The sequence below is a fragment of the Pseudomonas sp. EA_35y_Pfl2_R5 genome (assembly GCF_963970805.1).
Classification (GTDB): Bacteria; Pseudomonadota; Gammaproteobacteria; order Pseudomonadales; family Pseudomonadaceae; genus Aquipseudomonas.
The window spans coordinates 67489-88175 of the sequence record NZ_CAXAOW010000014.1; the positions used below are offsets into that span (position 1 = coordinate 67489).

Here is a 20687-nt window from a genome sequence, read left to right on the forward strand (position 1 = left end):
GGGTGCGTTGCGCGCTAGGCCGGTTGGCGGCCTAGGCTCGGTTGCTTGGGGTGGTACTGCCAGCCTGGAATCAGGTACTGCATGGCCATGGCGTCGTCGCGCGCACCGCTGGCCACTTCCTTGTAAAGCTCATGGGCGGCCATGATCCGCTGCATATCAGGTTCGATGCCGAGGCCGGGTTTATTGGGCACTTCGACCTGGCCGCCGACGATCTGCAACGGCTCACGGGTCAGGCGTTCTTCGCCTTCCTGCCAGATCCAATGGGTGTCGATGGCGGTGATGCGCCCCGGTACGGCGGCTGCGGCATGGGTGAACATGGCCAGGGAAATATCGAAGTGGTTGTTGGAGTGTGAGCCCCAGGTCATGCCGAATTCCTCGCAGACCTGGCCGAGGCGCACCGCCCCCTGCATGGTCCAGAAGTGCGGGTCGGCCAGCGGAATATCCACAGACTCCAGGCGCAGCGAATGGCCCATCTGCCGCCAGTCGGTGGCCACCATATTGGTGGCGGTGGGAATGCCGGTGGCGCGTTTGAATTCGGCCATGATTTCGCGACCCGAGTAACCGTTCTCCGGGCCGCAGGGGTCTTCGGCATACGCCAGCACATGGCCTTGGCCACGACACAGTTCAATGGCCTCGGCCAGTGACCAGGCGCCGTTGGGATCGAGGGTCACGCGGGCGTCGGGGAAGCTCGCCTTGATCGCGCGAATCGCGTCCATCTCCTCCTCGCCGCGCATTACGCCGCCCTTGAGCTTGAAGTCGTTGAAGCCGTAACGCGCATGCGCGGCTTTTGCCAGGCGGGCGATGGCATCTGGCGTTAGCGCGGCCTGGTGGCGCAGGCGATACCAGTCCTCAGTCGAACCCTTGCCTGTCAGGTAGGGCAGGTCGGTGCGCTGGCGCTCACCTATATAGAAGAGGTAAGCCAGCATCGGCACGCGGTCGCGTTGCTGGCCGTTGCCGAGCAGTTCGGCCACCGGCACATCGAGGTGCTGGCCGAGCAGGTCGAGCAGGGCAGCTTCTACAGCAGTGATCACGTTGTCCAGGCGCAAGTTGATTTCGTGGGGTTGCTGCAGCACCCGCGCTTCGGATTCCGAGGTGACCTGATGCTGGGTGGTTTGCGGGCCATTGCCGCGACCGGCGATGGCCTGGCGCAGGCGATTGAGCACGCGGTTGTAACGGCCGATTGGCTGGCCGATGACCAGGTCGCGGCAGCGTTCCAGTGCCTGTCGAATGCCTTCGCCGCCCGGCACTTCACCGCAGCCGGTGCGTCCGGCGCTGTCGGTAAGCAGCACCAGGTTGCGGGTGAAATACGGCGCATGGGCGCCGCACAGGTTGAGCAGCATGCTGTCGCGGCCGGCCACCGGGATGACCTGCATCGTCACCACGTGCGGTGTGTGTGTCGGGGCCTGTTCAAACATACGCATGGTTCTCCTGATGACAGCACGGTGCAGTGATGGGCTTAACCGCTAACGGTTCGGGCGCTCGGCATTACCAGCATGGCGCTGGGCAATGGGGGCAAATAGAAAGAGGGGTGCTGGGCTGTCGCTTTGCTGCAGGGGCAATCGGCCGGCAGGAAGGCAGACGAAGGTCGAACTGCATCGCAGGCGCAATGCATTAGGCTGGCGGACACCCAGTGAAGTTCGCGGGATGGCGGCGGTCGGGCATGTCAAAGGCACGTGGGCCTGGGTTGCTGTAATCATGGCTGGGCCTGATCTTTTATTTTAGAGTTGTTATGCGTTGTCGTACAACTTGGCTGGATTATCAGCAGCGTTTGCCGGGCTTGTCAACGCAGCCTGGGCTGAAAAGTGCGATGAGCGACCACTGGTTTTCGCTACGGACGGAATCAGTGGATTGCACAGCTGCCTTGCGCGGTGCTTCGCCATTGCGATAGCGGGCGTCTAGATCAGGGCTGATGCGAAGTGTGGCGATTGCTACACGGCGTGTGGCCGGCACGCGAGGGCGGCTATCGACGATGGTCGGTAGCGTAAAGGTATGGCGCTAGTGATTGTTGTACGATAACGTATCTCTACAGCTGCGGCTGACGCTTCCCCTCACAATTGCTCTACAGGGTGTTCGAATAATGAATCCACAAGAACTGAAGTCCATCCTCTCTTCCGGTCTGCTGTCCTTCCCGGTGACCGACTTCGATGCTGCCGGCGATTTCCGCGCCGATACCTATGCCCGCCGCCTGGAGTGGCTGGCCCCTTACGGCGCCTCTGCGCTATTCGCTGCCGGTGGTACCGGTGAGTTTTTCTCGCTGACGGGCAAAGAGTATTCGGCTGTAATCAAGACTGCGGTCGATACCTGCGCCGGCAGCGTGCCAATTCTCGCTGGCGTCGGTGGCCCGACCCGTCAGGCCATCGAAATGGCTCAGGAAGCCGAGCGCCTGGGGGCCAAAGGCCTGCTGCTGCTGCCGCATTACCTGACCGAAGCCAGCCAGGAAGGCGTGGCGCTGCACGTTGAAGCCGTGTGCAAGTCGGTGAAGATCGGTGTGGTGGTGTACAACCGCAGCGTCTGCCGCTTGAACGCGCCGCTGCTGGAGCAGGTGGCGGATCGCTGCCCGAACCTGATCGGCTACAAGGACGGCATCGGCGATATCGAGCTGATGGTCTCCATCCGCCGTCGTCTGGGTGATCGCCTGAGCTACCTCGGCGGCTTGCAGACTGCTGAAGTCTACGCCGCTGCTTATAAAGCGTTGGGCGTGCCGGTGTACTCCTCGGCGGTGTTCAACTTTATTCCGAAAACCGCGATGACCTTCTACCACGCCATGGCCCGTGACGATCACGCCACCGTTGGCAAGATCATCGACGAGTTCTTCCTGCCGTACCTGGCCATCCGCAATCGTTGCGCCGGTTATGGCGTCAGCATCATCAAGGCCGGTGCGAAGATTGTTGGGCATGACGCCGGCCCCGTGCGCACGCCGCTGACCGACCTGCTGCCGGAAGAGTACGAGATGCTCGCCGCGCTGATCGAAACCCAGGGCGCGCAATAAACCCCGTCATCTGATAGCGGCGCGTTATGCGCCGCTTCGCAACAGGAGGCACTTGTGGCCAATCCATCGCGTTACGACAACTTTATCGGCGGCCAATGGGTCGCTGCTGCCAGTTACTCGAGCAACACCAGCCCGTCGGATCTGTCCGATGTGATCGGCGAGTACGCCCAGGCCGATGCTGCCCAGGTTGAGCAGGCCATCGCTGCCGCCCGCGCCGCGTTCCCGGCCTGGTCGACCTCCGGCATCCAGGCGCGCAGCGATGCGCTGGATAAAGTCGGCAGTGAAATTCTCGCCCGCCGCGAAGAGCTCGGCACCCTGCTGGCTCGGGAAGAGGGCAAGACCCTGCCCGAAGCCATCGGTGAAGTCAGCCGCGCCGGCAATATCTTCAAGTTCTTCGCCGGCGAATGCCTGCGTCAGGCCGGTGAGTTGCTGGCGTCGGTGCGTCCCGGTGTTTCGGTAGAAGTCACCCGTGAGCCGCTGGGCGTGATCGGCCTGATCACCCCATGGAACTTCCCCATCGCCATTCCCGCCTGGAAAGTCGCTCCGGCGCTGGCCTACGGCAACTGCGTGGTGTTGAAACCGGCCGATCTGGTGCCGGGCTGCGCCTGGGCGATTGCCGAAATCATCTCCCGCGCGGGCTTCCCGGCCGGCGTGTTCAACCTGGTGATGGGCAGCGGCCGCGTGGTCGGTGAAGCCATCGTGCAGAACAGCCAGGTCGATGGCGTGAGCTTTACCGGCTCGGTCGGCGTCGGCCGCACTATCGCCGCCAACTGTGTGGCGCGTGGCGCCAAGGTGCAGCTGGAAATGGGCGGCAAGAACCCGCAGGTGATCCTCGATGACGCGGACCTGAAAACTGCTGTCGAGCTGTCGGTGCAGAGCGCCTTCTACTCCACCGGCCAGCGTTGCACGGCGTCCAGCCGTTTGATCGTTACCGCCGGTATCTACGACCAGTTTGTCGCGGCCATGGCCGAGCGGATGAAGTCGATCAAGGTCGGCAACGCCCTGGAAAAAGGCGTGGACGTCGGCCCCGTGGTCTCCCAGGCGCAGCTGGAACAGGACCTGCGTTATATCGAAATCGGCAAGCAGGAAGGCGCACGCCTGGTCTGCGGTGGCGAGCGCGTTTCCTGCGAGCAGGACGGCTACTACCTGGCGCCGACGCTGTTTGCCGACAGCACCGCCGATATGCGCATCAGCCGCGAAGAAATCTTTGGCCCGGTGGCGAATATCGTCAAAGTCGCCGATTACGACGCCGCACTGGCCATGGCCAATGACACCGAGTTCGGTCTGTCCGCCGGTATCTGCACCACCTCGCTCAAATACGCCAATCACTTCAAGCGTCATGCTCAGGCCGGTATGGTCATGGTCAACCTGCCCACTGCCGGGGTGGATTACCACGTGCCGTTCGGTGGCCGCAAAGGCTCGTCCTACGGCAGCCGCGAGCAGGGCAAATACGCCCAGGAGTTCTATACGACGGTGAAGACCACCTATATCGGCTAGCCCACTTAGGGTGGATCACGCTTCACCGATCCACCACAGCGTCGTTGTGGTGGATGAAAAAGCGTCATCCACCCTACGGGCCTCAGGTTATTTACTCCGTGCTGTAAGCATCCCGCCTAACAATAAAAAGGGAACGGTCATGAGTGCACTGAATACTGCCGGCGCCTTTGCAGGTGCCCCGATTATCACTGAGCTGCAGGTGGTTCCGGTCGCCGGCCACGACAGCATGCTGCTCAACCTGAGTGGCGCCCACGGCCCATTCTTTACCCGCAATATCCTGATTCTCAAAGACAACGCCGGGCATATCGGCGTTGGCGAAGTACCGGGCGGCGAAGCCATTCGCCAGACCCTGGAAGATTCCCGCGCGCTGCTGATCGGCCAGTCCATAGGTAACTACAACGGCTTGCTTAACCAAGTGCGTAAGGCTTTCGCTGACCGCGATTCTGGCGGTCGTGGCCTACAGACCTTCGATCTGCGTATCACCATCCACGCGGTCACCGCCCTCGAAGCGGCGTTGCTCGACCTGCTCGGCCAGCACCTCGGTGTGCCGGTCGCAGCCCTGCTTGGCGAAGGCCAGCAGCGCGATGCGGTGGAGATGCTCGGTTACCTGTTCTTTATCGCCGACAAGGGCAAGACCGACCTCGGCTACCGCGATGAGCGCAATGCCGACGACGCCTGGTTCCGTACCCGTAACGAAACAGCACTGAGCCCCGAGACTATTGTCCGCCAGGCCGAGGCGGCCCATGCGCGCTATGGCTTCAATGACTTCAAGTTGAAGGGCGGCGTGCTGCAAGGCGCCGAGGAAGTCGAGGCGATTCGTGCCCTGGCTGAGCGCTTCCCCGAAGCGCGGGTAACCCTCGACCCGAACGGCGGCTGGTCCCTGGCCGAAGCCGTGCACCTGTGCCGCGATCTGCACGGCGTGCTGGCCTATGCCGAAGACCCCTGCGGTGCGGAAAACGGCTACTCCGGCCGCGAGGTGATGGCCGAGTTCCGCCGCGCCACCGGCCTGCCGACCGCGACCAATATGATCGCCACCGACTGGCGGCAGATGGGTCACTGCATCCAGTTGCAGTCAGTGGATATTCCGCTGGCCGACCCGCACTTCTGGACCATGCAGGGTTCGGTGCGCGTGGCGCAGATGTGCAACGAGTGGGGCCTGACCTGGGGCTCGCATTCCAACAACCACTTCGACATTTCCCTGGCGATGTTCACCCACGTGGCTGCCGCCGCGCCGGGCAAGGTCACCGCCATCGACACCCACTGGATCTGGCAGGACGGCCAGTACCTGACCCACAACCCGCTGCAGATCGAAGGCGGCCTGGTGCAGGTGCCGAAAACTCCCGGTCTGGGTGTGGAGCTGGATTGGGATGCGCTGGCCAAGGCCCACGAGCTGTACAAGGGCATGGGTCTGGGCGCGCGCAACGATGCCGTGGCCATGCAGTACCTGATCCCCAACTGGCAGTTCGATAACAAGCGCCCCTGCCTGGTGCGCTAAACCTCGGTCCGGCGTCCCGGCGGTCTAGCGGCCCGGTGTCCAACGACACCGGGCCGTTCCACGCGAATTTCTCGATGAGTTGGCCAGATGCAAGCAGTCAAACCAGGCCGGGTGCGTTATTCCATTCTGCTGATGCTGTTCCTCGTCACCACGGTCACCTTTGCTGACCGCTCCAGCCTGTCGATTGCCGGTGCCGCGCTGCAGGCGGATCTGGGTATCGATGCGGTGATGCTCGGCTATATCTTTTCCGCGTTCGGCTGGGCCTATGTGATCGGGCAGATTCCCGGTGGCTGGCTGTTTGATCGCTTTGGCGCCAAGCGCGTGTATTTCATCACGCTGCTGTGCTGGTCGCTGTTCACCCTGTTGCAGGGCTTTGTCGACATGCTGCCGCTGGCCTGGGCAATTGGCAGCATGTTCCTTCTGCGCCTGGCAGTAGGCTTTGCCGGGGCACCGTGCTTCCCCGGCAATGCGCGGATCATCGCCGCCTGGTTCCCCACCCGCGAGCGGGCCACCGCCACCGCCATGTCCACGTCGGCGCAATATGCCGCCACTGCGGTGTTTGCCCCACTGATGGGCTGGGTGGTGCAGGACATGGGCTGGCAGTATGTGTTTTTCGTGCTGGGCGGCCTGGGCCTGCTGCTCTGTGGCGTGTGGCTCAAGCTGATGCATAGCCCGCGTGAACATCCACGTCTGGGGGCGGCCGAGTTCGCTCATATCGAAGACGGCGGCGGCCTGATCGACCTGGCCCCACGGCCGGCCGCTGCGGGCGGCTCGCAGTGGCGCACCCTCAAACTGCTGCTGACCCAGCGCACGCTGATCGGTCTGTACCTGGGGCAGTACTGCAACAACGCTATTACCTATTTCTTCCTCACCTGGTTTCCTGTGTACCTGGTGCAGGCGCGCGGCATGAGCATTCTCACCGCCGGCCTGATGGCCGCGCTGCCGGCAATCAGCGGCTTTGTCGGCGGCATGCTTGGCGGCCTGGTGTCGGATGGGTTGCTGCGCAGCGGCTATTCCCTGACCCTGGCGCGCAAGCTGCCCATCGTTGTTGGCATGCTGCTGGCCAGCTGCATCGTGCTGAGCATCTATGTCGAGAGTGATAGCGCGGTGATCGCCCTGATGGCCCTGGCGTTTTTCGGCAAAGGCTTTGGTTCGCTCGGCTGGACGCTGGTGGCCGACACCTCGCCACGGCAGATCGTTGGCCTCTCCGGCGGGCTGTTCAATACCTTCGGCAACCTGGCGGCGATCACCACACCTATCGTGGTCGGTTACCTGGTTAGCCACACCGGCTCATTTGATGCGGCGCTGATCTATGTCGGCGCCAACGCTGTGCTGGCGGTCATCAGTTACCTGTTTATCGTCGGTCGTATTCACAGGATCGAGCTGGACGAGCCGCCAGCTCCGTCGGCGTCCATTTCGCGCGCCTGATCAGTACTAGAGGAGAACATGTCCATGCAGTTGATTCCCCATCAGGATTCGCCGCGCTATATCCGCCTGCACCCGGCCGACAACGTCGGCGTGGTGGTCAACGAGCAGGGCGTGGCCAAGGGCGGCCGCTTTGCCGATGGTCTGGTGGCCGTCGAAGGTATTCCGCAGAGCCATAAAGTGGCGTTGCAGGACATCGCCGTGGACGGCGACGTGGTGCGCTACGGCGAGGTCATCGGTTATGCCCTGGAGCCCATCGCCGCCGGGCGTTGGGTCACCGAAGCGCAGCTGCGCATGCCGGAGCCGCCGGCGCTGGACAACCTGCCCAAGGCAACCTTGCCCGCGCCAGTTGTCGAAATGCTTACCGGCTACACCTTCGAAGGTTTCCGCAACCCGGACGGCAGCGTCGGCACGCGCAATATTCTCGGCGTGACCACCACCGTGCAATGCGTGGTCGGGGTGCTCGATCACTGCGTGGACCGAGTGCGCAAGGAGCTGTTGCCCAAGTACCCGAACGTTGATGATGTGGTGGCGCTGTCGCACAGCTATGGCTGCGGCGTGGCGATCAATGCGCCGGACGCGGTGGTGCCGATCCGCACGCTGTACAACATCAGCCGCAACCCCAACCTCGGCGGTCAGGCGCTGGTGATCAGCCTCGGCTGCGAGAAGCTGCAGGCCAGCCAGTTGATGGATGGTGATCAGCTCACCAATGGCATGGACGAGGAGGAGTGGCTGTTTCGCCTGCAGGACTCCAGCAGCGGCTTTGCCGGCATGGTCGAGCAGATCATGGCGATGATCGAAGCGCGTTTGCAGGTGCTGAACGAGCGCCGCCGCGAGACGGTGCCGGCGTCGGAGTTGTCGGTGGGCATGCAGTGTGGTGGCAGCGACGCGTTTTCCGGTATCACCGCCAACCCGGCCCTGGGTGTCGCCGCCGACCTGCTGGTGCGCGCCGGGGCTACGGTGATGTTCTCGGAGAACACCGAGGTGCGTGACGGTATCCACCTGCTGACCCCGCGGGCCGCCACGGTGGAAGTGGCCGATGCGCTGATCCGCGAGATGGATTGGTACGACCGCTACCTGCAGCGCGGCATGGCCGACCGCAGCGCCAACACCACGCCGGGCAACAAGAAGGGCGGGCTGAACAATATCGTCGAGAAGGCCATGGGCTCCATCGCCAAGTCCGGTTCCAGCGCCATTGCCGGGGTGGTTTCACCGGGTGAGCGGGTGCGCGGCAAGGGCCTGTGGTTTTGCGCCACACCGGCCAGCGACTTTATCTGCGGCACCCTGCAGATCGCCGCCGGGATGAACCTGCATATCTTCACCACCGGCCGCGGCACGCCTTACGGCCTGGCCATGGTGCCGGTGATCAAGGTCGCCACCCGTACCCAGCTGGCCGAGCGCTGGCCCGACCTGATCGACGTCGATGCCGGGCAGATTACCTCCGGGCGCATGACTCTGGACGAAATGGGCTGGCATATCTTTCAGCTGTACCTGGATGTCGCCAGCGGCAAGCAACAGACCTGGGCCGAGAAGCACAGGCTGCACAACGACCTGACCCTGTTCAACCCGGCCCCCGTGACCTGAATGCCGGTGTGCCACAGGCATCAGCCGTCACCGATACCGCGCTCAACCAAGGAGCTTCCATGAGCAAACCCCAGGTACTGCAGATCGGTCCGTTAAGCGAGCGCTTCAATCGCACGCTGGCCGAGCAATATAAGGTCACCGCGCTATGGCAACAGGCCGATCCCCTGACCTTTCTGCACGAGCAGGGCCAGCAGTTCGAGCTGCTGGTGTCTTCGGCGCGCTTCGGTTGCAGCATTGAGCAGCTGGCGTGCCTGCCGAACCTGCGTGCCATCTGCAGCTTTGGCGTGGGTTACGACCCCTATCCGCTGGAGCTTTTGCGCGAGCGTGGTATCGCTATCAGCACCACCCCGGATGTACTCAACGACTGTGTCGCCGACCTGGCCATGGGCCTGATCATTGATACGGCGCGACAACTGAGTGCAGCTGATCGCTTTGTACGGCAAGGGCAGTGGCTGGCGGGCAACTACCCGCTGACGCGCAAGGTCAGCGGCAAGAAGCTCGGCATCGTTGGCCTTGGCCGCATCGGTCAGGCCATCGCCCGGCGCGCCGAAGGTTTTGCCATGCCGGTGCGCTACCACAAGCGCCGCCAGGACCCGAGCAGTCCTTATGGTTTTGAGGCGGATCTACTGGCCCTGGCGCAGTGGGCGGATTTTCTGCTGCTGGCCTGCCCAGGCGGCGCCGCGACTCATCATCTGATCGATGCCGAGGTACTGGGCGCACTGGGGCCGCAGGGCATTCTGGTGAATATCGCCCGCGGCAGCGTGGTCGAGCAATCGGCGCTGGTCGCAGCGCTGGTCAACGGCACGCTGGGCGGCGCCGGGCTGGATGTATTTGAAGGTGAACCCAAGGTGCCGGAGGCGCTGTTCGCCCTGCCTAACGTGGTGCTGTTGCCACATGTTGGCAGCGGTACCGTGGAGACCCGCTTGCAGATGGAAGAGCTGGTGCTGGCCAATCTGCAGGCTTTTATCGAACGCGGCGAGTTGCTTACCCCGCTGTAAGCAATTGGCCTTCCCTAATAAGCGCACCGAGCCTGCTCGGCGCACTTATCAGCCTCGCGGCCACAAGCGGCGGGGTGTTTTACCCCCACCTCCTAGCGTGACCGGCGCGCCACAAGCGCGCTGGGTAATTCCTCTTTACCACGCCTTACTGACTCAGGCGCAGCAGGCGTTGTCCCTGGGCGTGCAGCGCGGCATTCAGTTCGGGCGGGCTGATCACCCTGAAATCGAATGGCAGGCGCGCCAGTTGGCGGGAAAACCAGGTCAGGCTGTCGGTACTACTGACCAGTCGTACGCCCTGGGCATTGGGCACCAGCATGCCGGCATTGCCACCCAGCTCCAGGGTTGCGCTGTGTAGATCGGTCAGCAGCTGGATTTCCAGCGGATAGCTGCGCGGCAGGTTGGCGATGCTGGCACTCAGGTGCTGTGCGGCATCGAAGTCCGCGGGGCGCTCGAAGGGGATGTCCATGGGCTGCAGGTCTTGAATGCGCGACAGACGAAACGAGCGCAGGTCGCCACGTAGATGACAGAACCCGCTCAGGTACCAGAGCCCCCAACGGTAAACCAGGCCATAGGGGTCGACTTCGCGTTCGCTACTGGCCTGGTTCGCTGTCTCGTAAGTGAGGCGTACCCGCAACCTGGCTTGCGCGGCGAAAGCCAGTGCGTCCAGTAGCTGATGGTCGGTTTCGTCACGGCTGCGCGGTATATCCAGGGTCGCGCTTTCGCCGAGGGCGCGAACCCGCTGCTTAAGGGCAACCGGCATCACCCGTTCTAGCTTGGCCTGGGCGCTGGCCAGCGCCGGTGCGCTGTCACTCAGGCCCAGGCTGCGCGCCGCGAGCAGGCCGAGGGCAATGGCCTGGGCCTCGTCGGGGCTGAACATCATCGGTGGCAGCTTGAAGCCGGCGACCAGCCGATAACCGCCGTGACGGCCGCGCTCGGTGGTCAGCGGGATGCCGAGTTCTTCCAGGCTGCTGATATAGCGGCGCAGGGTGCGGCCATCGACCTCCAGGCGCTGCGCCAGTTCGCGACCACTGATCTGCCCCTGGCTTTGCAGCAGCTCCAGTAGGGCCAGCACGCGGGTGGTGGGGTTGCTCATAAAAAATTGAATTCGGTTTTTTAATAGGGCGGAATATAGCCTATTAGTCCATTAGCTTGTGTTTAACGCCGCAGCGAAAGGCGCTGCGGCAAGCCCCCGTCAAGGAGACAAGCTATGTACCCGGTTCTATTTTATGGCGTTCCCCAGGGCTGCTCGTTCGGCTCTATCGTGGCTCTGGAATGGTTGGGCCAGCCCTACCAGCTCTGCCGTATCGAGATGCTCGAGCAACCCTGGGACCCGTTGTACGGCCAGATCAATGCGCTGTATCAGACCCCGTCGCTGCTGACCGAGAACGGTGCAGTGGTCAATGAAAGCCTGGCCATTTTGCTGCACGTGGCCGCTCGTTCAGCTGCGGATGGTCTCGGTCCGCGGCAGGGCAGTGCGGCGTTCGACCAGCTCAATCAGATGCTGTCCTATCTGGTGACTGATTTTTTCAGCGCCTTCAGTCCCCTATGGATCGCCTATGAGAAGGCCGAGCTGAGCGCGGATCAACGTGACCTTTTGCAAGCCGTCGGCCGCGAACAGGTCAGCAACGCCTGTCGCTATCTGAGCCAACTGCTGTCTGAGCGGCCGTGGCTGCTCGGCGAGCAGCGCAGCCTGGCCGATGCCTATCTGGCGGGAGTAGCGCGCTGGGTGAGCTATCACCAGTTGTTCGACCTGCCTGCGGATTACCCGAACCTAGCGCGTTATCTGGACCGGTTGGGTAGCGACGCTGCGGTGCGCTTTGCCAGCGCCATCGAGCAGGGCGACGCGGTCACAGGAAGCGGCACATTTCAGGGGCATGTCAGCCTGGAGCATCTGCGTTCGCGCCTGCCGACTGATTGACGCGAAACGCTTCGGGCCGTGGGTATCAAGGCAGTGTTTTTAGCGCTTCGCAACTGGCGCTGTAGTTCTGCTGGCAGGCGCTGGTAAACAGGCGTCGGGCCTGGTTGGCGTCCAGTGGTACGCCTTGTTCGCCGCGCAGGTAGAGGTTGCCGAGGATGTGCTGGGCCATCGGGTTGCCGCCGGCGGCGGACTGGTTGAGGTACTTGAGCATCAGCGGCGGGTTGTTGAAATCCGGGTTGTCGCGGCCGGTATACAGGTAGGCCAGGCTGACAGCGGCCATGGCGTGGCCTTTGTCGGCGGCGAGCTTCCACCAGTATTCGGCCTGTTTGAGGTCCTTATTAGGCTTGCCGACGAAGTACAGGCTGCCGAGCTGGAACTGGCTGTCGAGGTCGCCGCGATTGGCCTGGCTGCGCAGGTTGGCCTCGGCAGCACGGTTTTCGCTGGGGGCATCAGCTTCCAGGGTGGGCTGTTCGGTCTGGCTATGTTCCGGCTGGCTGGCGCAACCGCCCAGCAACAGGCCGGCGCAGAGCAGTAACAACAGTGGGCGTTGGCGTAATGGCGCAATGTTCATACGGATGGCTGCTCCTTTGATATTGCCTTGGCACTTGAGTTGAACCTGTGGCAGGTAAACACCAGACTGCAGGCTCGCACGCAAGTTGCGCGGCGCTCGGGTGATCGGTTGTGTTGCAGGTTGCACAATCCATATCAGTTTGTCGCCTGCAGCGTTTCGCCCATGCACCAGAGCTGCGATTCTTGGTCATATTCGTGTCTTTTCGTGCATCCAAGCCTCCGAGGTATCCATGCAGATCAGCTCCAACTTCGACAGCGGCAATATCGAGGTCATCGACGCCAGCAACCCGCAGCAAGTGGTGCTGGCGATTCGTCCGGATCTCAACAGCGGACATTTCCAGTGGTTCCATTTCAAGGTTGAAGGCTTGCAGCCTGGGCAGCGCTATGGCTTTAGCCTGAGCAACGCCGGGCAGTCGTCTTACAAGGATGCCTGGAGCGGTTATCACGCTGTGGCCTCTTACGATCAGTTCAACTGGTTTCGGGTGCCGAGCCGCTTTGAAGAAGGCGCACTGAAGTTCGACATCGAGCCGCAGGACGAGCAGGTCTGGTTCGCCTATTTCGAGCCTTACAGCCGCGAGCGCCATAGCCAGTTGATTGAGGATGCGCAGCGTTTGGCCGGTGCTGAATTGTTTGCCACGGGCAAGAGCATAGAAGGTCGGCCCATCGAGTTGCTGCGCATCAGCCGCAACCCACAGGCGCAGCGCAAGATCTGGCTGATTGCCCAGCAGCATCCCGGCGAGCATATGGCCGAGTGGTTTATGCAAGGTCTACTTGAGCGCCTGCAACTACGCGACGATGCTGAGCTAAATGACCTGCTGGATACGGCCGACCTGTACCTAGTGCCGAATATGAACCCGGACGGCGCCTTCCGGGGGCATCTGCGCACCAACGCCGCCGGGCGCGACCTCAACCGCGCCTGGCAATCAGCCAGTGAGGCGGACAGCCCCGAGGTGTTTTTCGTCCAGCAGCAGATGCGCGCGGTGGGCGTCGATCTGTTTCTGGATATCCACGGTGATGAGGAAATCCCTCATGTGTTTGCCGCCGGTTGCGAAGGCAATCCGAGTTACAGCCCGCGCCTGGAACGTCTGGAAAACCAGTTCAAGCGGTTGCTGATCGATAACGGCGCCGAATTCCAGACCACCTTCGGCTACACCCCCGATCAGTTCGGCCAAGCCAACACCAGCCTGGCCTGCAACGCTGTCGGCATGGAGTTCGATTGCCTGGCCTTTACCATCGAAATGCCGTTCAAGGATCACGACGACAACCCCAACCCGCACACGGGCTGGAACGGCGAGCGCTCGATGCAGTTGGGCAAGGATGTGCTTAGCGTTGTTGCGGCGATGGTCGACGATTTGCGCTAAGGCATAGAAATCACCGAGGGCTATTTTTAACGTCGCGTAGCGACGGCCCGCAGGGTGGGTGCCATGGATAGCAGGACATAAAAAAGCCCGTCGCAAGGACGGGCTGAAGGTTTCACACACGAGGAGTAATCGATGCCGATGGAGCGGTGGATTTACAGCAGGGACAGCGGGTAGTTGAAGATCAGCCGGTTTTCGTGAATATCCTGGCCAACGTCACGACGGACGCTGGAGTTACGCCATTTCACGTTGAGGTTTTTCAGCGCACCGCTCTGCACGGTATAGGCCAGCTCGGATTCACGGCCCCATTCTTCGGCGTCATCGCGGCCCGCTGCTTTGATGTTGTCACCGCTGACATAGCGGTTCATCAGCGTCAGACCCGGCACACCAAGGCCGGCGAAGTTGTAGTCGTGACGCACCTGCCAGGAGCGCTCTTCGGGGTTGTCGTAGGAGTTGGTGAACCCGTCGTTGACCAGCGTGCCGCCGCTGGCGCCGTCGATACGCATAAACTTGGTGTCGCCGTCCAGGTGCTGGTAGGCCAGGGTGAAAGCGTTGTTGCCGGTCTTGGCGGTAAGGCTGCCCTGGTAGACCTTGTTGTCCAGCTTGCCGGCCTTGGCCGCACCTTCATCCTTGCCGTCGACGTAGCCTAGGTTGGTGCTCAGCACCCAGTCGCCGACCGGTTGGCTGTGGGTCAGTTGCACGTAGCTCTGCTGGTAAACGTCCTCCAGGCGGGCGTGCCAGACGCCAACCAGGGTGTTGTTGGCGTTGAATTTGTACTCACCGCCCGCGAAGTTGAAATCATCGCCTTCGATACCGCTGTAGCTCATTTCTTCACGGCTGGCATTGTTACGCTGGCTGTTCTTCCAGAATTGACCGCCGTACAGGCTCAGGCCGTCGATTTCGTTGGAGGTGAGCTGTGCACCCTGGAAGGTTTGCGGCAGGGCACGACCGTCGTCCGCGCGGAGGATAGGCAGCACGGCAAACCACTCGCCGACTTTCAGTTCGGTTTTTGACAGCTTGGCTTTAGCTGCAACGGCAATGCGCCCGTAGCTATCGGCCGACTCGCCATCGCTGCGGTCGGTCGACAGCAAGCCGCTGCCAGTAGAGCCGCCGCCGCTGTCGAGCTTGATCGCGCCAAGAACCAGCGCGTCCAGGCCAAAACCTACGGTGCCTTGGGTAAAGCCAGAGCGTACATCGATGATCATGCTCTGCGCCCACTCGGCGGCCTGACCCTGGTCATTCGCCCCGGTGTGGTTGAGGAAGTTACGGTTGAAGTAGTAGTTGCGCAGGCCAATGTTGACCTTGGCGTCGTCGATAAAACCGGCAGCCTGGCTGCTGAGTGGCAGAGCGAGGGCCATGCTGCCTGCAGTGGTGAGCAGGGCGAGCGAGAGGGCATTGCGTGCAGTCATTGTTGTTGTGCTCCCATTTTTGAACAAGCCGTTCCCTTGCCGGCCTGAGTTGCCAGCGGCGAAAGGAACGAGTGAGTTGCCCCATGCCAGGGCGACAAACGCACCCTCGGTCGGGGTGCGCCTCTGCTTCAGGCTTAGCCGTCGGCGAATTCAGTAGGGCGATACGCGAGTTGCCGGCGGCTCGGTCGATAGAGCGGCGTGGCGTTGCGTGCTGTGGCAGGGCACAGGGTGAGCGATGTGGCGAGCGCGACAATCGTCATGACGGGACCTTTATTTTTGTTTTTATGATTTGTTGTATGTTGTCATACAACATTGATCGGATTATCGACAGCCTCTGCCGGGTTTGTCAACGCATGCCAGACCAAAGTTGTATGGGCTAGCTGCCGTGTAGCCATCCAGAGAGAGGCGGGGTAACAGGTTAATTCCTTTGTTTTTAAGGCCTGCATGGGCTTGTAAATCGGCCTAAACGTTATGTATTAACAGGCTATGGCCACGTTCAGTCACCTGCTGTCGATACCACGCTGGATATTTCGGATAACTTGGTTGTGCGATAACGTATGACAATTTTCCCCGGTTGGATTACTGCCGCCCGGGTCCAGCCATTGGAGACGAACATGCCGCATTGCTTGGTTGAAGGCTCGCTTACCCTCACGCGTTTGATCACTCCGTCCGAACTGCTTGGCGTCGTCGAGGATGCTGCGACTGCTACCCAGTTGTTCCAGCCGGGCGAGGTCAAACTGCGCCTAAGTCTGTATGAGCATTTCAGCGTGGGCGGTCGCCAGGAAGATTTTGTTCACCTGATTTTCTACATCCTCGCCGGGCGCACCGATGAGCAGAAGCGCCTGCTCTCGCGGCAGATCGTGCGGGCGCTGGTCGAGCGTTTGCCAAGCGTTAATGCCGTGTCGCTGGACGTGCGTGACATCGACCGAGAGGTCTTCAGCAACAAGCGCAATTGTCTGCTGCCGGACTGAGCCGGTGACATACGCCTAGGGCTGAAATAGAGTGCCGACAGATAATCAGGCAGAGGTGTCTATGCAGCTGGCGGCTCCGATTCCCATTCTGCGCAGCTTCGATGAAGCCAAGGCGCGGGCCTTCTATTGCGAGTTTCTGGGTTTTTGCGAGGACTGGGCGCATCGCTTCGAGGCGGGCTTACCGCTCTATCTGCAAGTGTCCAGGGCGGGGTGTGTGCTGCATCTGTCCGAACACCACGGCGATTGCTGCCCTGGCGCTGCGCTGCGTATCAGTGTCGATGATCTGGATGCCCTGCACGCCGAGCTGACGGCGCGGGCGTATGGCAATGCGCGGCCGGGTATCACCAACCAGCCTTGGGGGCGTGATATGGCTGTGACCGATCCGTTTGGCAATCGGCTGATCTTTACCGATATCAATGCTGCATAGCGTTGAGCGCCAGCAGCACCGGCCTGGCGGGCGGTGCTGCAGATCCAGTGGTTAACCGCGGTAGTAGCGCTGCGGCACAAACGGGGTCTTGGCTACTTTCATCGCCACGCGCTTGCCGCGCACCATGGCCCATACCTCGGTATCCAGGGCGATATGGCTGTTTTGCAGATAACCCATGGCTACCGGCGCAGCCAGCGTCGGGCCGAAGCCACCGCTGCATACAGTGCCGATCACATTGCCGTCGGCATCGACGATTTCCGCGCCTTCACGCACAGGTACACGCTCCTGCGGCAGCAAGCCGACGCGCTTGCTGGCCACGCCTTCCTGCTGCTGAGCGAAGATCCGCGCCGCACCGGGGAAACCGCCAGCGCGTGCGCCATCGGCGCGGCGCGGCTTGGACATGGCCCACAGCAGGCTGGCTTCGATCGGTGTGGTGCTGGTGCTCATGTCGTGGCCGTACAGGCACAGACCGGCTTCCAGGCGCAGCGAGTCGCGCGCGCCAAGGCCGATGGCGGCCACTTCCGGTTCGGCCAGCAGGCTGCGAGCCAGGGTTTCGGCGTGGGCGGCCGGCACTGAGATTTCGAAGCCGTCTTCGCCGGTGTAGCCGGAGCGGCTGACGTAGCAGTCAACACCCAGCAGGCGCACGGGGGCGAATTGCATAAAGGTCATCTTGGCCACTTCAGGTGCCAGGCGGGCGAGTACATCGACCGCTTTCGGCCCTTGCAGGGCGAGCAGGGCGCGATCGAAACAAGCTTCGATCTGGCACTGGCTGGCGATCTGCAGTTGCAGGTGCATCAGGTCCTGGTGCTTGCAGGCTGCGTTGACCACCAGGAACAGGGTGTCGTTACCCAGGTTGGCGACCATCAGGTCGTCGAGGATGCCGCCCTGGTCATCGGTAAACATGGCGTAGCGCTGCATGCCCACGGGCAGGTCGATGATGTCCACCGGCACCAGGCGCTCCAGGGCCTGCGCCGCCTGCGGGCCGCGCAGAATGATCTGGCCCATGTGCGAGACGTCGAACAGGCCGGCGGCTTCACGGGTGTGCAGGTGTTCCTTCATCACCCCGAGCGGGTACTGCACCGGCATGTCGTAGCCGGCGAACGGCACCATGCGCGCGCCCAGTTCGAGATGCAGGGCGTGTAGCGGGGTTTTCGCCAGGGTTTCAGTGGTCATGCGGTTCTCCAAAGCTAAGTGTCTGTATGACGGATAGAGATTCAAGGTAGGAGCGGGCCATGCCCGCGATGCTTTTCTGCAGCAATTTTCGCGGGCACGGGACTAGGCGTCACACCGCTCCTACAGGGGTGTTGGCTTTAGCACTCGACAATATTTACAGCCAAACCGCCGCGGGCGGTTTCCTTGTATTTGTTGTTCATATCGGCACCGGTCTGGCGCATGGTGCGGATCACTTTATCCAGCGAGACGAAGTGCTGGCCGTCGCCGCGCAGGGCCATGCGCGCGGCGTTAATCGCCTTCACCGAGCCCATGGCGTTGCGCTCGATGCACGGCACCTGGACCAGGCCGCCAATGGGGTCGCAGGTCAGGCCGAGGTTGTGTTCCATGCCGATCTCGGCGGCGTTCTCCACCTGGTTGACGCTGCCACCGAGCACTTCGCACAAGGCACCGGCGGCCATCGAGCAAGCCACGCCGACCTCACCCTGGCAGCCGACTTCGGCGCCGGAGATCGAGGCGTTTTCCTTATAGAGGATGCCGATGGCGGCGGCGGTGAGCAGAAAGCGCACCACGCCGTCGTCGTTGGAGCTGGGGATAAAACGGCTGTAGTAATGCAGCACCGCCGGCACGATGCCGGCCGCGCCATTGGTCGGTGCGGTGACTACGCGGCCGCCGCTGGCGTTTTCCTCGTTCACCGCCAGGGCGTAGAGGTTTACCCAGTCGAGCACACTCAAGGCATCGCGCAGACTGGCTTCCGGGTGTTTACACAGCTGGCGGTGCAGGGCGGCGGCGCGGCGTTTGACCTTGAGCCCGCCCGGCATGATGCCCTCGTTGCGACAGCCGGCTTCGACGCAATCCTGCATCACCTGCCAGATCTGCAGCAGGCGCGCGCGGGTTTCCGCTTCCGGTCGCCAGGCCGCTTCGTTGGCCAGCATCACCTGGCTGATCGACAGGTTGTGCTCGGCGCAGTGGGCCAGCAGTTGCTTGCCGGTGGTAAAGGGGTACTGCAACGGGGTGGTGTCTTCGACGATGCGGTCGGCGCCGGCGGCTTGTTCATCGACCACAAAACCGCCGCCAACCGAGTAGTACTCGCGCGAGCGGATCTGCAAGCCGGCGGCGTCGAAGGCGCGGAAGATCATGCCGTTGGGGTGGTAAGGCAGCGGCTTGCGAATCATCGCCAGGTGCTGTTTTTCAGCAAAGCGAATGGCTTTCTCGCCGAGCAGTTTGAGTTCGCCGCTGCTGCGGATTGCTGCGAGACGGGTATCGACATTGCTGGTGTCGACGCTGTCCGGCTGTTCGCCTTCCAGGCCGAGTAGCACGGCTTTGTCGCTGCCATGGCCCTTGCCGGTAGCACCGAGGGAGCCGTACAGCTCGACCTTGATGCTATCTGTGGTGGTCAAAAGATCATCGCGGCGCAGGCCTTCGGCAAAGCGCAGGGCGGCCAGCATTGGGCCGACTGTGTGCGAGCTGGACGGACCGATGCCGATCTTGAAAAGGTCAAAAACGCTTAGTGACATGCTTGCTCCGACTGCGTGTTTTGCTGCCGCCCTTGTGGGGCAGCGTTGATGCGGCGCGCTGGATAACCGCGCCGCGAGTGGCAAAAACTGCGTACCGCTCTAGTCAGCGTAGACCGGGAAGCTGGCGCATAGGTTCGCAACCTGACCACGAACGCGCTCAATTACCGTCGGGTTTTCCAAGTCGTCGAGGATGTCGCAGATCCAGCCGGCCAGGGTGCGGCACTCGCCCTGCTTGAAGCCGCGGGTGGTGACGGCTGGGGTGCCGATGCGGATGCCGGAAGTGACAAACGGCGACTGCGGATCGTTGGGCACGGCGTTCTTGTTCACCGTGATATGCGCTGCGCCGAGGGCGGCATCGGCGGCCTTGCCGGTGAGGCCCTGCTTGATCAGGCTGACCAGCATCAGGTGGTTGTCGGTGCCGCCGGAGACTACGTCATAGCCGCGCTGCACAAACACTTCGGCCATCGCCTGGGCATTGTCGATCACCTGCTGCTGGTAGGCCTTGAAGCCAGGCTCCAGCGCCTCCTTGAAGCACACGGCCTTGGCGGCGAGCACATGCATCAGCGGGCCGCCCTGGCTGCCAGGGAAAACGGCGGAGTTGAGCTTTTTCTCGATGGCTTCATTAGCCTTGGCCAGAATCAAGCCGCCGCGCGGGCCGCGCAGGGTCTTATGGGTAGTGGTGGTGACCACATCGGCAAAGGGAATCGGGTTGGGGTACAGGCCGGCGGCGACCAGGCCGGCGACGTGGGCCATGTCGACAAACAGCAGTGCGCCAACCTGGTCGGCGATGGCGCGAAAGCGGGCGAAGTCCAGGGTGCGCGAATAAGCGGAGAAGCCGGCGACGATCATCTTCGGCTTATGTTCGACGGCCAGGCGCTCGACCTCGGCGTAATCAATCAGGCCTTGCTCGTCGATGCCGTACTGCACCGCGTTGTACAACTTGCCAGAGGACGACACCTTGGCGCCGTGGGTCAGGTGGCCGCCGTGGGCCAGGCTCATGCCCAGGATGGTGTCGCCGGCATTCAGCAGGGCCAGGTACACCGCGCTGTTGGCCGAGGAACCGGAGTGCGGTTGGACGTTGGCGTAGTCGGCGCCGAACAGCTGCTTGGCGCGCTCGATGGCCAGGGCCTCGACCTTGTCGACATGCTCACAGCCGCCGTAGTAGCGCTTGCCTGGATAGCCTTCGGCGTACTTGTTGGTCAGGCCGCTGCCCTGGGCCTGCATCACGCGCTGGCTGCAATAGTTTTCCGAGGCAATCAGCTCGATATGGTCTTCCTGGCGCTGCTCTTCGGCGTTGATCGCGGCGAGCAGGGCATCATCGTAGCCTTGCAGTTGGTCGTGCTTGCTAAACATGGTGAG

Annotated in this window: 17 protein-coding genes; 10 read left to right on the forward strand and 7 right to left on the reverse strand. The window is 62.3% G+C overall.

Going from position 1 to position 20687, the window contains the following annotated elements:
• Nucleotides 1-14: 14 nt before the first annotated feature.
• Nucleotides 15-1415 (reverse strand): enolase C-terminal domain-like protein, encoded by a 1401-nt coding sequence (locus tag AACX99_RS18785; protein WP_339413976.1) that lies wholly within the window; start codon nt 1413-1415, stop codon nt 15-17.
• 662 nt (nt 1416-2077) lie between these two features.
• Between AACX99_RS18785 and kdgD the strand changes: the two genes are divergently transcribed.
• From kdgD to AACX99_RS18815, 6 genes are all read left to right on the forward strand, one after another.
• Entirely contained in the window at nt 2078-2989 is a 912-nt protein-coding gene (gene kdgD, locus AACX99_RS18790) for a 5-dehydro-4-deoxyglucarate dehydratase (protein WP_339413950.1), read from the forward strand.
• A 54-nt stretch (nt 2990-3043) separates the two neighbouring features.
• Nucleotides 3044-4486, forward strand: coding sequence for an aldehyde dehydrogenase family protein (locus AACX99_RS18795; protein WP_339413951.1), 1443 nt, complete (start codon nt 3044-3046; stop codon nt 4484-4486).
• A 139-nt stretch (nt 4487-4625) separates the two neighbouring features.
• The gene (gene gudD / locus AACX99_RS18800; protein ID WP_339413952.1) at nt 4626-5981 is read left to right on the forward strand and encodes a glucarate dehydratase; all 1356 of its coding nucleotides are present in this window, start codon (nt 4626-4628) and stop codon (nt 5979-5981) included.
• A gap of 87 nt (nt 5982-6068) precedes the next feature.
• Nucleotides 6069-7409: an MFS transporter gene (locus AACX99_RS18805; protein WP_339413953.1), complete on the forward strand. Its 1341-nt coding sequence runs from the start codon at nt 6069-6071 to the stop codon at nt 7407-7409.
• Between the two features lie 24 nt (nt 7410-7433).
• Nucleotides 7434-8990 (forward strand): galactarate dehydratase, encoded by a 1557-nt coding sequence (gene garD / locus AACX99_RS18810; RefSeq protein ID WP_339413954.1) that lies wholly within the window; start codon nt 7434-7436, stop codon nt 8988-8990.
• A gap of 59 nt (nt 8991-9049) precedes the next feature.
• Nucleotides 9050-9988, forward strand: a complete 939-nt coding sequence (locus AACX99_RS18815) for a 2-hydroxyacid dehydrogenase (RefSeq protein ID WP_339413956.1) — start codon at nt 9050-9052, stop codon at nt 9986-9988.
• A gap of 145 nt (nt 9989-10133) precedes the next feature.
• On the opposite strand, the gene AACX99_RS18820 is transcribed toward AACX99_RS18815, so the two are convergent.
• A complete protein-coding gene (locus tag AACX99_RS18820) occupies nt 10134-11081 on the reverse strand; it encodes a helix-turn-helix transcriptional regulator (protein ID WP_339413957.1) in 948 nt (315 codons plus the stop codon).
• A 114-nt stretch (nt 11082-11195) separates the two neighbouring features.
• Here AACX99_RS18820 and AACX99_RS18825 point away from each other — a divergent pair, with 114 nt between their 5' ends.
• The gene (locus tag AACX99_RS18825; protein WP_339413958.1) at nt 11196-11906 is read left to right on the forward strand and encodes a glutathione S-transferase family protein; all 711 of its coding nucleotides are present in this window, start codon (nt 11196-11198) and stop codon (nt 11904-11906) included.
• A gap of 25 nt (nt 11907-11931) precedes the next feature.
• On the opposite strand, the gene AACX99_RS18830 is transcribed toward AACX99_RS18825, so the two are convergent.
• The gene (locus AACX99_RS18830; RefSeq protein WP_339413960.1) at nt 11932-12477 is read right to left on the reverse strand and encodes a tetratricopeptide repeat protein; all 546 of its coding nucleotides are present in this window, start codon (nt 12475-12477) and stop codon (nt 11932-11934) included.
• A gap of 229 nt (nt 12478-12706) precedes the next feature.
• On the opposite strand from AACX99_RS18830, the gene AACX99_RS18835 reads away from it, so the two are divergent.
• Nucleotides 12707-13837, forward strand: a complete 1131-nt coding sequence (locus AACX99_RS18835; protein WP_339413961.1) for a M14 family metallopeptidase — start codon at nt 12707-12709, stop codon at nt 13835-13837.
• 152 nt (nt 13838-13989) lie between these two features.
• Here the strand turns inward: AACX99_RS18835 and AACX99_RS18840 are convergent, their stop codons facing one another.
• Nucleotides 13990-15243, reverse strand: coding sequence for an OprD family porin (locus tag AACX99_RS18840; RefSeq protein ID WP_339413962.1), 1254 nt, complete (start codon nt 15241-15243; stop codon nt 13990-13992).
• 614 nt (nt 15244-15857) lie between these two features.
• On the opposite strand from AACX99_RS18840, the gene AACX99_RS18845 reads away from it, so the two are divergent.
• Both AACX99_RS18845 and AACX99_RS18850 read left to right on the forward strand, forming a co-directional pair.
• Nucleotides 15858-16214, forward strand: a complete 357-nt coding sequence (locus AACX99_RS18845) for a 5-carboxymethyl-2-hydroxymuconate Delta-isomerase (RefSeq protein ID WP_339413963.1) — start codon at nt 15858-15860, stop codon at nt 16212-16214.
• A 61-nt stretch (nt 16215-16275) separates the two neighbouring features.
• Nucleotides 16276-16641: a glyoxalase superfamily protein gene (locus AACX99_RS18850; RefSeq protein WP_339413964.1), complete on the forward strand. Its 366-nt coding sequence runs from the start codon at nt 16276-16278 to the stop codon at nt 16639-16641.
• 51 nt (nt 16642-16692) lie between these two features.
• Here AACX99_RS18850 and gcvT read toward each other — a convergent pair whose 3' ends face one another.
• From gcvT to glyA, 3 genes are all read right to left on the reverse strand, one after another.
• The gene (gene gcvT, locus AACX99_RS18855) at nt 16693-17814 is read right to left on the reverse strand and encodes a glycine cleavage system aminomethyltransferase GcvT (protein WP_339413965.1); all 1122 of its coding nucleotides are present in this window, start codon (nt 17812-17814) and stop codon (nt 16693-16695) included.
• A gap of 137 nt (nt 17815-17951) precedes the next feature.
• Nucleotides 17952-19328 carry an L-serine ammonia-lyase gene (locus AACX99_RS18860; protein WP_339413966.1) on the reverse strand — a complete coding sequence of 459 codons (1377 nt, stop codon included), beginning with the start codon at nt 19326-19328 and terminating at the stop codon, nt 17952-17954.
• 99 nt (nt 19329-19427) lie between these two features.
• Entirely contained in the window at nt 19428-20681 is a 1254-nt protein-coding gene (glyA, locus tag AACX99_RS18865; RefSeq protein WP_339413967.1) for a serine hydroxymethyltransferase, read from the reverse strand.
• Nucleotides 20682-20687: the final 6 nt, after the last annotated feature.

Excerpts from the sequence above, each read along its gene's own strand:
- AACX99_RS18785 (WP_339413976.1), bottom strand. The coding sequence starts at position 1,415 with ATGTTTGAACAGGCCCCGACACACACACCGCACGTGGTGACGATGCAG.
- kdgD (WP_339413950.1), top strand. The coding sequence starts at position 2,078 with ATGAATCCACAAGAACTGAAGTCCATCCTCTCTTCCGGTCTGCTGTCC.
- gudD (WP_339413952.1), top strand. The coding sequence starts at position 4,626 with ATGAGTGCACTGAATACTGCCGGCGCCTTTGCAGGTGCCCCGATTATC.
- AACX99_RS18805 (WP_339413953.1), top strand. The coding sequence starts at position 6,069 with ATGCAAGCAGTCAAACCAGGCCGGGTGCGTTATTCCATTCTGCTGATG.
- garD (WP_339413954.1), top strand. The coding sequence starts at position 7,434 with ATGCAGTTGATTCCCCATCAGGATTCGCCGCGCTATATCCGCCTGCAC.
- AACX99_RS18815 (WP_339413956.1), top strand. The coding sequence starts at position 9,050 with ATGAGCAAACCCCAGGTACTGCAGATCGGTCCGTTAAGCGAGCGCTTC.
- AACX99_RS18820 (WP_339413957.1), bottom strand. The coding sequence starts at position 11,081 with ATGAGCAACCCCACCACCCGCGTGCTGGCCCTACTGGAGCTGCTGCAA.
- AACX99_RS18825 (WP_339413958.1), top strand. The coding sequence starts at position 11,196 with ATGTACCCGGTTCTATTTTATGGCGTTCCCCAGGGCTGCTCGTTCGGC.
- AACX99_RS18830 (WP_339413960.1), bottom strand. The coding sequence starts at position 12,477 with ATGAACATTGCGCCATTACGCCAACGCCCACTGTTGTTACTGCTCTGC.
- AACX99_RS18835 (WP_339413961.1), top strand. The coding sequence starts at position 12,707 with ATGCAGATCAGCTCCAACTTCGACAGCGGCAATATCGAGGTCATCGAC.
- AACX99_RS18840 (WP_339413962.1), bottom strand. The coding sequence starts at position 15,243 with ATGACTGCACGCAATGCCCTCTCGCTCGCCCTGCTCACCACTGCAGGC.
- AACX99_RS18845 (WP_339413963.1), top strand. The coding sequence starts at position 15,858 with ATGCCGCATTGCTTGGTTGAAGGCTCGCTTACCCTCACGCGTTTGATC.
- AACX99_RS18850 (WP_339413964.1), top strand. The coding sequence starts at position 16,276 with ATGCAGCTGGCGGCTCCGATTCCCATTCTGCGCAGCTTCGATGAAGCC.
- gcvT (WP_339413965.1), bottom strand. The coding sequence starts at position 17,814 with ATGACCACTGAAACCCTGGCGAAAACCCCGCTACACGCCCTGCATCTC.
- AACX99_RS18860 (WP_339413966.1), bottom strand. The coding sequence starts at position 19,328 with ATGTCACTAAGCGTTTTTGACCTTTTCAAGATCGGCATCGGTCCGTCC.
- glyA (WP_339413967.1), bottom strand. The coding sequence starts at position 20,681 with ATGTTTAGCAAGCACGACCAACTGCAAGGCTACGATGATGCCCTGCTC.